Source organism: Kitasatospora sp. NPDC029312, assembly GCF_055569215.1.
Genome location: NZ_JBVHXY010000033.1, coordinates 26,259 through 39,850, shown reverse-complemented (window position 1 = coordinate 39,850; position 13,592 = coordinate 26,259). Strand labels below are relative to the sequence as shown.

General features: G+C 71.8%; 11 protein-coding genes and 1 tRNA gene. 7 read left to right on the top strand and 5 right to left on the bottom strand.

The window, feature by feature from the left end:
* From ACZ4WV_RS24935 to ACZ4WV_RS24910, 6 genes are all read left to right on the top strand, one after another.
* On the top strand, positions 1-1,428 hold the full coding sequence (locus ACZ4WV_RS24935; protein ID WP_465750300.1) for a PP2C family protein-serine/threonine phosphatase: 1,428 nt from the start codon (positions 1-3) through the stop codon (positions 1,426-1,428).
* A 94-nt stretch (positions 1,429-1,522) separates the two neighbouring features.
* A complete protein-coding gene (locus ACZ4WV_RS24930; RefSeq protein ID WP_465750298.1) occupies positions 1,523-2,878 on the top strand; it encodes a vWA domain-containing protein in 1,356 nt (451 codons plus the stop codon).
* Positions 2,879-2,951: 73 nt separating this feature from the next.
* Positions 2,952-4,256, top strand: a complete 1,305-nt coding sequence (locus ACZ4WV_RS24925) for an FHA domain-containing protein (RefSeq protein ID WP_465750296.1) — start codon at positions 2,952-2,954, stop codon at positions 4,254-4,256.
* A gap of 156 nt (positions 4,257-4,412) precedes the next feature.
* Positions 4,413-5,330, top strand: coding sequence for an ABC transporter ATP-binding protein (locus ACZ4WV_RS24920; RefSeq protein ID WP_465750295.1), 918 nt, complete (start codon positions 4,413-4,415; stop codon positions 5,328-5,330).
* Positions 5,327-6,472 carry an ABC transporter permease gene (locus ACZ4WV_RS24915; RefSeq protein WP_465750293.1) on the top strand — a complete coding sequence of 382 codons (1,146 nt, stop codon included), beginning with the start codon at positions 5,327-5,329 and terminating at the stop codon, positions 6,470-6,472. The genes ACZ4WV_RS24920 and ACZ4WV_RS24915 overlap by 4 nt, the downstream gene beginning before the upstream one ends.
* A gap of 124 nt (positions 6,473-6,596) precedes the next feature.
* Positions 6,597-7,001 carry a globin gene (locus ACZ4WV_RS24910; RefSeq protein ID WP_465750291.1) on the top strand — a complete coding sequence of 135 codons (405 nt, stop codon included), beginning with the start codon at positions 6,597-6,599 and terminating at the stop codon, positions 6,999-7,001.
* 97 nt (positions 7,002-7,098) lie between these two features.
* Here the strand turns inward: ACZ4WV_RS24910 and ACZ4WV_RS24905 are convergent, their stop codons facing one another.
* The 5 genes from ACZ4WV_RS24905 to ACZ4WV_RS24885 form a co-directional block, all read right to left on the bottom strand.
* Positions 7,099-7,791 (bottom strand): DUF8185 domain-containing protein, encoded by a 693-nt coding sequence (locus ACZ4WV_RS24905; RefSeq protein ID WP_465750289.1) that lies wholly within the window; start codon positions 7,789-7,791, stop codon positions 7,099-7,101.
* 113 nt (positions 7,792-7,904) lie between these two features.
* Complete coding sequence (locus tag ACZ4WV_RS24900; protein WP_465750287.1) at positions 7,905-8,348, bottom strand: acyl-CoA thioesterase; 444 nt, start codon at positions 8,346-8,348, stop codon at positions 7,905-7,907.
* 108 nt (positions 8,349-8,456) lie between these two features.
* On the bottom strand, positions 8,457-10,121 hold the full coding sequence (ettA, locus tag ACZ4WV_RS24895; RefSeq protein ID WP_465750285.1) for an energy-dependent translational throttle protein EttA: 1,665 nt from the start codon (positions 10,119-10,121) through the stop codon (positions 8,457-8,459).
* A 298-nt stretch (positions 10,122-10,419) separates the two neighbouring features.
* Complete coding sequence (locus tag ACZ4WV_RS24890) at positions 10,420-11,844, bottom strand: thioester domain-containing protein (RefSeq protein ID WP_465750283.1); 1,425 nt, start codon at positions 11,842-11,844, stop codon at positions 10,420-10,422.
* Between the two features lie 354 nt (positions 11,845-12,198).
* Positions 12,199-12,792, bottom strand: a complete 594-nt coding sequence (locus tag ACZ4WV_RS24885) for a single-stranded DNA-binding protein (RefSeq protein WP_465750281.1) — start codon at positions 12,790-12,792, stop codon at positions 12,199-12,201.
* Positions 12,793-13,428: 636 nt separating this feature from the next.
* Between ACZ4WV_RS24885 and ACZ4WV_RS24880 the strand changes: the two genes are divergently transcribed.
* A tRNA-Arg gene (locus ACZ4WV_RS24880) sits at positions 13,429-13,504 on the top strand.
* Positions 13,505-13,592 lie beyond the last annotated feature (88 nt).

The following is a 13,592-nucleotide window of genomic DNA, read 5'->3' as shown; positions in this document are numbered from 1 at the left end:
ATGCCGCAGCAGACCGAGTGCCCGAGCTGTACCGAGCCGATGGACCCGGAGGACGCCTTCTGCGGGCGCTGCGGGGTCGGCCGGGACGGCCGGGCGGCCCCGGGCGCGATGCCCCCCAGCTGGGCCGCCGCCCACGGTGAGGCCGTCCCGCCGCAGCGCGGGCCGGTCTGCGCGACCTGCGGGCACGCACAGGTCGGCGCGGACGGCTACTGCGAGGGCTGCGGCAGCGCCCAGCCGCGCCCGCGCGACCACATGGAGAAGGCCCTCGCGGGCGTCGCCGGGGTCAGCGACCGCGGCGTGCGCCACCACCGCAACGAGGACTGCTTCACCGTCGCCGCCACCTCCCTGCCCGGCGGCGAGCCGGTCGTGGTCGCCGTGGTGTGCGACGGCGTCTCCTCCTCCGACCGCCCGGACGAGGCCTCGGAGACCGCCGTCGACGCCGCCTCCGAGTCCCTGCTCACCTCCCTGGAGGCCGGCCGCGACCCGAACGAGGCGATGCGCGCCGCGATCGCCGACGCCGCCAGGGCCGTCGCCGACCTCGCCGTCGACGGCGCCGGCCCGACCCGGCCCGACCTCAACGCGCCCGCCTGCACCTACGTCAGCGCCATCGCGGCCGGCGGCCGGATCACCATCGGCTGGGTCGGCGACACCCGGGCCTACTGGATCCCGGACGACCGCGCCGCCGCCGAGCCGTTCCGGCTCACCCAGGACGACTCCTGGGCGGCCCGGATGGTCGAGGCCGGGCTGATGGGCGAGGCGGAGGCCTACGCCGACCCCCGCGCCCACGCGATCACCGGCTGGCTCGGCGCCGACGCCGAGGAGGTCGTGCCGCACACCCTCGACTTCACCCCGCACGTCCCCGGGGTGCTGCTGATCTGCACCGACGGGTTGTGGAACTACGCCGAGGCGGCCACCGACCTGGCGTACTACGTCCGGCCGGACGCCCGTACCGAACCGCTCGCGACGGCGCAGACCCTGGTGAAGTTCGCGGTCGCTGCCGGCGGCCACGACAACATCACCGTCGCGGTGCTGCCGATCGACCCGCCCGCCGTCCCGGTGGAGGAGTTCGAGGAGACGCCCACCGCGCTGGACCTCCAGGTGATCACCCCGGCCGCCGCCCGCGTGCCCAGGGCGGGCGAGGGCCATGGGGACGGCGATGGCCGCGAGAGCACCGAGGACTACGAGGACTACGAGGACTACGAGCCGACCCTGCCGGACCTCCCGGTGATCGGCTCCCCGGCCGCCCCGCTGCCCCCGGCTCCGGCACCGACCTCAGTCCCGGCCCCGGCCGCCCCGCCGGTCCCGCCCGCACCGCCGACGGCACCCCCGGCCGTACCTCCCGTACCCACCACCGCGCCGCCGGCGCCCCCGGCACCTCCGGCCGCGCCGCCCGTCCCGCCGCAGCCCCCGCACCCGCCGACGGCCTGACCGGCCCCCACGAGCGGTCCGACGGCCCCCGGCCGCCGGACCGCCCCGCCGACCCGCTCGCATCCACCCTCACCCGACGGGAGCCGACCGCCCCATGGCAACACTGGCTAAGCCGAACCTGCCCAGGTTCGACGTGGAGATCTTCCAGAACGAGTACCTGGCCGACGGTGCCCGCGAGGTCAACGCCATCGTCACCGTCACCGCCACCGGCGGCGGCACCTCCGGCGGCCGCCCGCTCGGCCTCGCCGACGCCGCCGGCCGGAGCGCCGACGCCACCGCGGCCGTGGTGATCCTGGTGGACTGCTCGGGCTCGATGGACTACCCCAAGACGAAGATCAACGGCGCCCGGGAGGCCACCGCCGCCGCCATCGACGCCCTGCGCGACGGCACCGCCTTCGCCGTGGTGGCCGGCACCCACGAGGCCCGCGACATCTACCCCGGCGACGGCACCCTGGCCACGGCCTCGCCGAGCACCCGCGACCAGGCCAAGGAGGCGCTGCGCCGCCTCACCGCGGCCGGCGGCACCGCCATGGGCACCTGGCTGGCCAAGGCCGACACGCTCTTCCTCACCCGCCCCGACATCGCCATCCGGCACGCCGTCCTGCTCACCGACGGCAACAACGAGCACGAGTCCGCGGAGGACCTGGCCCGCACCATCGAGCGGGTCACCGGCCGCTTCACCGCCGACTGCCGGGGCGTCGGCACCGACTGGCGGATCGACGAACTGCGCACGATCTCCTCGGCGCTGCTCGGCACCGTCGACATCGTCGCCGAGCCCTCCGGACTGGCCGAGGACTTCCGCTCGATGATGGCCGGCGCGATGGGCAAGCAGGTCGCCGACGTCGCACTGCGGATCTGGACCCCGGCCAACGCCACCGTGAAGTTCGTCAAGCAGGTAGCCCCCTCGGTCGAGGACCTGACCGGCCGCCGTGCCGAGGCCGGCCCCCGGGCCGGCGACTACCCGACCGGCTCCTGGGGCGACGAGAGCCGCGACTACCACGTCTGCGTGGAGGTCCCGGCCGCCGCCGTCGGCAACGAGATGCTCGCCGCCCGGATCAGCTTGGTGCTGCCCCCGGAGGTCGGCGGCGGCACCCCCGAAGTGCTCTCCCAGGGACTGGTCAAGGCGGTCTGGACCGACGACCTGGCCTCCTCCACCCGGATCAGCCCGCAGGTCGCCCACTACACCGGGCAGGCCGAGCTCGCCTCCTCCATCCAGGAGGGCCTGGAGGCCCATCGCGCCGGGGACGTCGACACCGCCACCGCCAAGCTGGGCGCCGCCGTCCGGATCGCCCACGCGACCGGGAACGAGGGCACCTACAAGCTGCTGCAGAAGGTGGTGGACGTGGTCGACCCGAAGGAGGGTACGGTTCGATTCCGTAAGAACGTGAGCGAGGCCGACTCGATGACCCTTGAGACCCGGTCGACCAAGACGGTACGTGTGAAGAAGTGACCGCTGAAGACGTGATCGGGCCGGCCGCCCGGCGCGAAGCCGCGCCCAGCCGGCCCGAAACGAGGGGGACCTGATGCCGATCTGCCCGAGGGGCCACGAGTCGCAGGCCGAGGACTGGTGCGACTTCTGCGGCTTCCCGATGACTCCGCCGGTCCCGCAGCCCGGCGCCCACGGGGGCTATCCGGGAGCGCCCGGCGCCGACCCCGCGCCCGGCACACCCGCCGGGCACCAGCAGCACGGCGGTGCCTCCTTCGGCGCCCCGCCCCCTTCGCCGCCCGGTGCCTACCCTCCCCCCGGTGCCTACCCGCCGCCGGCGGCCTACCCGCCACCCGCGGGCCCTCCCCCGCACGGCGCCTACCCGCCGCCGCCCGCGCAGCACGGCCCCACCGAGGGCCTGACCGTCTGCCCGATCTGCCGCAGCCCGCAGACCGGCCGGTTCTGCGAGGAGTGCGGCTACGACTACGAACTGTCCACCCCCTCGCGCCGCCAGGCCCCGGCCGCCGGCGCGCCCTCGCCGGGCCCGGCCCAGCCCCCGCCGCTGAACATCCCGGCGGCCTACGGCGGTACCCCCCAGCCGCCGCAGGCCCCGCCCGCACCGCAGCGGCAGCAGCATCCGCAGCCCCCGCAGCATCCCCAGCCGCAGCCCCACCGGCCGCAGCAGCCTCCGCAACCGGAGTACCCGCACACCTACGGCTACCCGCCCGCCCTGCCCGACGACGGGGCCAACGGAACCGACGGGGCCAACGGGGCCAACGGGGCCAACGGGGCTAACCGAGGCCGTGGGCACGACGGGCCCGCAGCGGAGGGCGCCTTCCCCGAGGCCCCGGTGCGCGAGGACTCCGGCCCGGTGTACGCCCAGCCGACCGGCCCCGGCCCGAACAACCGCGGCGGCGACTTCGGCACCTCCTTCCACCTCGCCCCGCCGGTGCCGCAGCCCGAGCCGGAGCCCGTCAGGGAGGAGCCGGTCCGGGCCAACTGGATCGCGGTCGTCTCGGCGGACCGTGACTACTTCACCGAGATGATGGCCCGCAGCGGCCCGGAGGCGGCCGGCCTGTTCTTCCCGCCGTACTGCCCCGAGCGCCGCATCCCGCTGACCGGCCGCGGCCAGCTGCGGATCGGCCGGCGCAGCCAGCACCGGGGCACCGTCCCGGAGATCGACCTGTCGGTGCCGCCGGAGGACCCGGGCGCCTCGCACCAGCACGCGCTGCTCGCCGAACAGGCGGACGGCAGCTGGGTGCTGGTGGACCAGGACTCCACCAACGGCACCACCGTGAACGGCGGCGCCGAACCGATCGCCCCGCACACCGCCGTGCCGCTCAACGACGGTGACCGGATTCACATCGGAGCCTGGACGACGATCACGGTGCACCGCGCCTGACGCCCCCTTGAGGGCGCGTCAGCCGCAACTCCTGCCCGGCCGGGCGGAATTCAGCATTTCGCCCGGCCGGGCCTTTTCTCCGGCTTCCTCAGGAAATCCCCAAATTCACGCCCCGGGTGTGCACAAGACGCGTCGAAACCCCTATTCTCAGGGCACATGACTGCAGCTATATCCGCGGACGGCATCCGTCAGCGGTACGGGGATGTGCAGGCCGTCGACGGGGTGTCCCTCACCGTCGAGGCCGGCGAGTTCTACGGGATCCTGGGCCCCAACGGGGCCGGGAAGACCACCACCATGGAGATCCTAGAAGGGGTCCGAAAGCCCGACGAGGGCCGGGTCGAACTGCTGGGGATGGCCCCCTGGCCGCGGAATCCGAAACTGCTGCCGCGCATCGGTGTGCAGTTCCAGGCCTCCGCTTTCTTCCGGAAACTGACGGCCCGCGAGACCATCCGCACCTTCGCGTCGTTCTACGGGGTCGGCCCCAAGCGGGCCGATGCGATGCTGGAGCGGGTCGGCCTGGCCGACAAGGCCGAGACGCTGACCGACCAGATGTCCGGCGGCCAGGCCCAGCGCCTGTCGATCGCCTGCGCCCTGGCGCACGACCCGGAGCTCGTCTTTCTGGACGAGCCCACCACCGGCCTCGACCCGCAGGCCCGCCGCAACCTCTGGGACCTGCTCCGGGACATCAACAACGAGGGCCGCACCGTCGTCCTGACCACCCACTACCTGGACGAGGCCGAGGTGCTCTGCGACCGGGTCTCGATCATGGACCACGGCAAGGTCCTGCACACCGGCGCCCCGGCGGCGCTGATCCGCGAGATCGACGACACCGTCCGGATCAGCGTGGCCTCCGGCCAGCTGACGGTCGAGCGGGCCCGCGAACTGCTGACCGCGGCCGGCGCCGACGTCGCCACCCTGGAGGACGACACCGTCTCGCTCTCCGTCTCGACCCGGCTCCCGGCCCCAGTGCTCAGCGTGCTGGCCGAGCAGAACGCGCTGCGCGGCCTCGAAGTGCGCGGCGCCACCCTGGAGGACGTCTTCCTCCAGCTGACCGGACGGGAGTTCCGCGCATGACCGCCCCCACCTCCACCGAGCCCACGGCCCCCGCCCGACGCGGCGGCCCGGCCGGCGCCGACGGCGGGCCGGAGCGGGTCAGCGCCTTCTGGAGCCTGTCCCGCGCGATGCTCCTCGGCATGAAGCGCGACCGCACCGCGACCTTCTTCATCCTGCTCTTCCCGCTGGTCTTCCTGGTCTTCTTCGGCAGCGTCACCAAGGGCTCCAACACCCCGCACGCCAAGGTCGCGCAGGTCGGCGCGGTGCAGCTGTTCGACTCGATCCAGGGCGCCGAGCGGGCCGGGCTGGACAAGGTCCTCACGATCACCAGGACCGACGACGAGGCCGCCACGCTGGCGAAGGTCCGCAAGGGCGACTTCGACGCGCTGATCAAGCAGGGCCCGGACGGCAAGGTCGAGCTGCGTTACACCGCCGCCGACCAGGTCCGCGCCGGCGCGCTCCAGGGCATCCTCAACTCGGTGGTCCAGGAAGCCAACCAGCGGGCCACCCACCAGCCGGCGGCCTACGTCGTGGACGCCCAGCAGGTCGAGGACCAGTCGCTCAAGCCGATCCAGTTCCTCACCCCCGGTCTGCTCGGCTGGGCCATCGCCACCGGCGCGGTCTTCGGCGCCGCACTGACCCTGGTCAACTGGCGCAGGTCCAAGGTGCTGCGCCGGCTCCGGCTGGCACCGATCAGCGCCGGCACGGTCGTCAGCTCCCGCATCCTGGTCTCGCTGCTGACCGCCTTCCTCCAGACCGCCGTCTTCCTGGTGGTCGCCACGAGCTTCTTCGGGCTCAAGCTCACCGGCGACTGGTGGCTGGTCCTGCCGTTGGTGGCCTGTGCGACGCTCGCCTTCATGTCGATCGGCCTGCTGGCCGGTTCGGTCGCCAAGACCGAGGAGGCGGCCAACGGCATCTCGCAGATCATCGTGCTGCCGATGTCCTTCCTGTCCGGCTCGTTCTTCCCGATGGACGGCGCTCCGGGCTGGCTGCAGGCCGTCTCCAAGGTCATGCCGCTGCACTACCTGGTCGACACCGCCCAGTCGGTGCTCACCCGCGGCGGCGGCGTCACGGACGCCCTGCCCACCATGGGCGGCCTGCTGCTCTTCGCAGCCGTGCTGACCGGCATCGCCTGGAAGCTGTTCAAGTGGGAGGACGCCTGACCGCGAGTGCGTGAGTGCGTGAGCGCCCCGCGCTGACCGCTCCCCGCGCACCGCTCCGGCCCGACGGGGTCGTACGCCGCTGGTCCCGGTGTACGGCCCCGTCGGCGTCTGCGACCATGGTCGGGTGACAGAGATCCGGCGAGGCACGTTCAGCGAGGAGACCTTCTTCGACCAGGTCGGCGGCGAGCCGACCTTCCGGCGTCTGGCCCGGCGCTTCTACGAGGGCGTCGCCGAGGACCCGTTGCTGCGGCCGATGTACCCCGAGGAGGACCTCGGCCCGGCCGAGGAGCGGATGGCGCTGTTCCTGATGCAGTACTGGGGCGGCCCGCGCACCTACAGCGACCACCGCGGCCACCCCCGGCTGCGGATGCGGCACGCGCCGTTCAAGGTCGACAAGGCGGCGCACGACGCCTGGCTGACGCACATGCGCGCCGCCGTGCACAGCCTGGAGCTGCCCGCCGAGCACGAACGGCAACTGCTCGACTACCTCACGTACGCCGCCGCGTCGATGATCAACACCCCGGGCTGAACCGCCGCACCACCGAACCGCCGCACGCCCCGGCTCGCTCAGGGCTCCGGCTAAGTTGCAGGCTCCGGCTCGCCCCACGCCCGGCCTGCTGACGGGGTCACCGGACCGGGCTGAGCCCGAGCCCCGCGCCCGGCGCGGCCGCGGTCCGCACCACCACCGAACCCGCCGGAGCGCTCAACCGCAGCCAGCCGCCCGCCCGGTGCACGGTGAGCGGGGCGCCGGGCTTCAGGAAGCCGATCACGTACGCGGCGTGCACCGCGCGCAGCGGCAACGCGGGCAGCGCGGCGACCGGACGCGACCAGATCTCGTCCGCCAGCCGGTCCAGCACCTCGCGGGTGCGGTGGTGCGCCGGGACGGCCTCGCTGCGCTCGCGGAACTCCTGGACGCCCGCCATCAGTTCGGGGTACACCTCGGCGGCCGGCGGGGCCCCCACCGGCTGCCAGCCGGCCCGCGGCGGCAGCAGTCCGGCCCAGGCCGGGCCGGTCACCGGCGCGGGCAGCGCCACCGCACCCGCCTCGGCGTCCACGCCCTCCAGCAACTGTCCGGCCGAGACCGTCAGGTCGACCGGCTCGCCCAGGCCGCTCAGCCGGGCGGTGCGGATCGCCAGCGCACCCGAACCGCCCAACGGCAGCCGCCCGAAGACCGCCAGCACACCGTCGTCCCCGTCGGGCGCCACCGCCTGCAGCCGCACGGCCGCCGCCTTGTCGAAGCGCAGCAGACGCAGCAGGAAGGCGGCGAGGTCGGCGGCCTCACCGGTGTCGGTCAGGGCGAGGCGGGCGGTGACGGTCAACGTGGCTCAGCTCGAATCGTCGTGGGGCTCGATCGTCGGGCTCGATCGTTGTGGGCTCGATCGTCGTACGGCCCGGTCGGGGCGGAGGTCCGCTCGCGGCGGGCCTGGGACTTTCAGACTGCCGCGACGGCCGGGGCCTCGTCCATGAAACGGGAGAGGAACTCCCGCTCGACCGGAGAGATCCGGCGCGGCCGGCCCTGCGCCAGGTCGTACGGGACGACCACGGTGGAGGCGCGGACGTACACCGTCTCGCTGCCGTCCTCGTGGACGTCCTTGATGTCGTAGGAGACGGTCAGCGAGGCACTGCCGATGTGCGTCACCCGGGTCTCGACGGTGACCGGCTCCGGCCGGTGCACCAGCGGGCGCTTGTAGTCGATCTCGTGGCGGGCCACCACCGAGCCGCCCGCGAACTCCCCGGCCCCGGCCTCGGCGGCCTGGGTGAACATGAAGTCGATCCGGGCCTCCTCCAGGTAGCGCAGGAAGACCACGTTGTTGACGTGCCCGAAGGCGTCCATGTCGGACCAGCGCAGCGGGCAGGCGTAGATGTGGCGAGCCACGGATGTCTCCTCGGTGTCCGGTAGCCCGTCGTCACGGACCGGCGACGGGCCGCGGCCCGGCAGGCCGCCCCGGAGGGCAGTCTGCCGGGCCGTCGTGACAGTCGGATGTCAGCCTCGGGTCAGCTTCTTGTACGTGGCCCGGTGCGGACGGGCGGCGTCGGCGCCCAGCCGCTCGATCTTGTTCTTCTCGTACGACTCGAAGTTGCCCTCGAACCAGAACCACTTGCTGTCGCCCTCGTAGGCGAGGATGTGGGTGGCCACCCGGTCCAGGAACCAACGGTCGTGGGAGATGACCACGGCGCAGCCGGGGAACTCCAGCAGGGCGTTCTCCAGCGAGGAGAGGGTCTCGACGTCCAGGTCGTTGGTGGGCTCGTCGAGGAGCAGCAGGTTGCCGCCCTGCTTGAGGGTGAGCGCCAGGTTCAGGCGGTTGCGCTCACCACCGGAGAGCACGCCGGCCGGCTTCTGCTGGTCCGGGCCCTTGAAGCCGAAGGCCGACACGTAGGCGCGGGACGGCATCTCGACCTGGCCGACGTTGATCCAGTCCAGACCGTCGGAGACGACCTCCCAGAGGGTCTTCTTCGGGTCGATGTTGGAGCGGGTCTGGTCGACGTAGCTGATCTTGACGGTGTCGCCGACCTTGACCGTGCCGCTGTCCGGGGTCTCCAGGTCCTGGAGCATCTTGAACAGGGTGGTCTTGCCGGCGCCGTTCGGGCCGATGATGCCGACGATGCCGTTGCGCGGCAGGGTGAAGCTCAGGTCGTCGATCAGGACCTTCTCGCCGAAGGCCTTGTTGAGGTTCTCGACCTCGATGACGACGTTGCCCAGGCGCGGGCCCGGCGGGATCTGGATCTCCTCGAAGTCCAGCTTCCGCATCTTGTCGGCCTCGGCCGCCATCTCCTCGTAGCGGGCCAGGCGGGCCTTGGACTTCGCCTGGCGGCCCTTCGCGTTGGAGCGGACCCACTCCAGCTCTTCCTTGAGCCGCTTGGCGCGCTTGGCGTCCTTCTGGCCCTCGACCTTGAGACGCGACTGCTTGGTCTCCAGGTAGGTGGAGTAGTTGCCCTCGTACGGGTAGGCGCGGCCGCGGTCGAGCTCGAGGATCCACTCGGCGACGTTGTCCAGGAAGTACCGGTCGTGGGTGACGGCCACGACGGTGCCCTTGTACTTCTCCAGGTGCTGCTCCAGCCAGTTCACCGACTCGGCGTCCAGGTGGTTGGTGGGCTCGTCGAGCAGCAGCAGGTCGGGGGCCTCCAGCAGCAGCTTGCAGAGCGCGACGCGGCGCTTCTCACCACCGGACAGCTTGGTGACCGGCCAGTCGCCGGGCGGGCAGCCCAGGGCGTCCATGGCCTGCTCCAGCTGGGCGTCCAGATCCCAGGCCTCGGCGTGGTCCAGGTCCTCCTGGAGCTTGCCCATCTCCTCGAGCAGCGCGTCCGAGTAGTCGGTCGCCATCAGCTCGGCGATCTCGTTGAAGCGGTTGAGCTTCCCCTTGATCTCCTTGACGCCGTCCTCGACGTTCTCCAGGACCGTCTTGGACTCGTCGAGCGGCGGCTCCTGGAGGAGCATGCCGACGGTGTAGCCGGGCGAGAGGAAGGCGTCGCCGTTGGAGGGCTGCTCCAGGCCGGCCATCATCTTCAGCACGGTCGACTTACCGGCGCCGTTGGGGCCCACGACGCCGATCTTCGCTCCGGGGAGGAAGCTGAGCGTCACGTCGTCAAGGATGACCTTGTCTCCGTGAGCCTTGCGCACCTTGCGCATCGTGTAGATGTATTCCGCCACGTGAGATCGCTCCGGCGTCGTCGGGAGTAATTCGGCTTGCAGCCTTCCATTGTGCCGCACCCGACCGAAACCCCCGAACCGCCCGGGGTCTTCCCGCCAGGGCCGTGGAACGCCGAAGGCCCGGTTCCCCGCGTCGACTGGGCGTCGACTGCGGGGAACCGGGCCGGTTCCACTGCTCAGGGCCTCAAGGGGTGGACTCCCTCGGCCCGTTCAGGCGGTTCGGGCGGTCAAGCCCTTCGGGCTGTTCAAGCGGTTCAGCTGTTCAAGCCGTTCAAGCCGTTCAAGCCGTTCAAGCCGTTCAGGCGGTGGTGCGACCGTGGCGGCCACGACGGCGCAGGATGAAGACCGCGGCGCCACCGGCCACGACCAGGCCACCGGCGACGGCGGCGATGATCGGGGTCGAGTCACTGGCACCGGTCTGGGCCAGGCCACCGGTGCCGGGGGCGGCGCTGGTGGTCGCCGGGGCCGGCTGACCGGCGCCGGTGCTCGGGGTGCCGGACGGGGTGGCGCTCGCCGTGCCGGTCGCGGCCGGGGTGGTCGGGGCGCCGGTCGGGGTCACCCCGGTCTTGCAGTCCAGGACGCCGGTGAACTTCTTGGAGTAGCCGTTCGGACCGGCCACGGTGATGGCGTACTCGGTCTTCTCGGCGACCTTGACGAGGACGCTCTCGGTCTTGCCCGGCTGGACGGTCAGCTGCTGCGAGCCGACCGCGACGGCGCCGGCCTCGTCACCGCTGTTGGTGACGGAGACGCGCACGCCGTTGTTGGCGCACTCGACCTTGGCGGAGCTGTCGATGAGCGCGCCCTTGCCCTGCTTCCAGGTGGCACCGGCCGCGGCCGCGACGCTCACCTTGGTGGAGCCGGCCAGGATCATGGTCTGGCTGTGGCGGCCCCGGTTGTCCACGTCGCTCATGAACACCCGGCCGCTGAGCACGCTGGCGTCGGCGCTGGCGTTGACGGCGGCCTTGCCGTCCGGGGTGCCGGCCGGCACGTCCAGGAACAGCTGGGTGTCCTTGGCGATCGGACCGGCCAGGGCGCCGTTGACCGGCTTGCCGTCCTTGTCCACCAGCTTGGCCTTGTCCGCGGCGTCACCGGAGACGGTCAGCTTCACCTCGTTGGCGCTGGAGTTCAGCGTGAACGGGCCGAGCTTGCTGCCGGACTTTCCGGACACGGAGTCCGGGGTCAGCGTCAGCGAGGGCTTCGGCTCGGCCGCGACGCCCTTGTTGACGTCGCTGACCAGATAGTCGCGCAGCTTCTTGGCGTTGTCGTGCTGCGGGACGGCGGTCTTGTTGTCCGAGAACTTCCAGATCGCGGCCTGGGTGCCGGCGGCGGCGTCCTCGTCGCTCAGGCCGTCGACGTGGATCGCCGCGGCCAGGGACTTCAGGTTCGCCTGCGGGTACGAGTTCTCCAGGATCCAGCGGATCTTGGGAGCGTTGGCGTTGCTGTTGAGGGAGCTCGACGCCCAGTCCGACTCGTGGTACTTGGCGTTGCTGTCCAAGTAGACCGGGTTGTCGAAGTCGATGCAGTAGGTCTGGAGCTTCTCGCCTGCGGCCGTCTTGAGGGTGAACAGACCGCCTTCGACGGTGCCCTTGCCCTGAACGTCGATCTTCTCGCCGAGCATGGTGTTCTGGACCACGGCGGTCACGCCCGACGCCGGAGTGTCCGCCGCGACCGCCGCGCCGGCTGCGAACAGGCCTCCGCCCAGCGCAACGCTGGTCGTGAGCATGACAGTGGTTATACGGGACAGACTCCGCCCCTGCCTCTGGAACATCTGGGATCCCTCCGAGCAGGCCACGCCGAGTGGGCAGCCCGCGACTTGCCGTGCCCGCGCGTGCTGCCTGTGTGGCACCGCTGCGGGTGTGAACCAGACGAATCCTATTGAGCCTCAGAGGCCCCGAAACCTCCATGCGAAATCAGGACGATTCCGTATCTGGATCGTTATCAACCCCCTCAGGTTCCACACAAGCTGACGATCTGCCAGAATCCGTCCGCCACTTTCCGTTATCCGGCCGGGATTGCGGTGCGGGGACAACCGCCTTCTCGATCAACATATTTGTCGACAGAGAAGGCCGTCGTCCGGTCAGTCCAGCATCGCCGGGACTTCACCGGTCTTCTCCCCGTCGGACACCTCACCCCCCTCCTCCGTCACCGACCGCACACCCGGAGGCGGCTCGGGCTGTCGCGGCGCCGACGGCGGCACCGAGGCCTTGCGCGCCTCCAGCGCGCTGACGATCCACCCGGGCACCGGCGCCTCCGCCGTCCGCGCCGCCTCCGCCACGGCGGGCCCCGCACCGCCGGGCGGCTGCCCGCGCACTCCGGCGGCCCAACGGAACGCCGAGGTGCCGCGGGTGAGATCGTGCCCGACCGACCGGGCGTCGATCTCGGCCCGACTCCGTTTCACCTCGCCGTCCGTCCACTCCCGCACCCGCAGCCGGCCCGTCACCAGCACTGGGTCCCCCTTGGCCAGGGAGCCGATCAGGTTCACCGCGAGCGCCCGCCAGGCCGTCACCCTCAGCCACTGCGTCTCGCCGTCCACCCAGCACGCCCGCTCGCGGTCGTAACGCCGCTCCGTGCAGCCGAGCCGGAAGTTCGCCATCGGCACTCCGTTGGTGGTTTCCCCGTAGCTCACCTCCGTCGCGACATTGCCGACCACCGTCACATGAGTCTCGTTCACAGCGCACTCTCCGCTTTCGCCGATGCACCGTACGGAATCGAGCGGTGCGAGTTGAGAGTGCGCCCCGGAGGAAATCCCGGCCACCGAGTTCCTCAATCTTGTGGATAACTCGACGGAACAGAAAGCCGCCGTCACCCGCAGGGGTGAATTTCAGCCTTCGCACACCCGCCAGGCGGCCGTCTCTTCGGGTCCATGACAACAAACCCCCTGATCGCCGCCCCCGTCGGCGGGCGGCGGGACGCGAGCCGGGCGCCCGTCCGCGCACGTCATCCGACTGGAGCAAGCCGAATACGGCCCCCCACCCGCGCCCGCGGTGGGACATTCTCCGTGTCGAATCCATAACGGGTGAGGAGGCAGCCCCGTAACGACTGCACAACGTCCGGCACGGAACAGTGCCATACCGCTGCACTCACGGCCTTCACCTGCGATTATCGGACCGCTCCACCGAACCGACACACCAACGACGGTGTCGTCGCAGCCGGCCGAGGAACTGGACACCCTTATCCTGTCCCCGACAGGGCGAGGGCCCACCAACCCCCACCCCCACCCTCAGGCACGGGGCCGGACAGCGTGCGCCCCGGCGCTCGTCGCCCGATCCCGGCCGCGGTCACGCCCATCACGGGCGCCGTCCGTCCCGCCCCCATAGCTCAGCGGATAGAGCACCCGCCTTCTAAGCGGTAGGTCGCAGGTTCGAATCCTGCTGGGGGCGCCACCGGCAATTCCGCAGGCCGTCGCACCCGGCGGACACTTACCGTGGTCGTTCCGGACCTCCGGGTGATTTTTACTCAACGCGCACGATC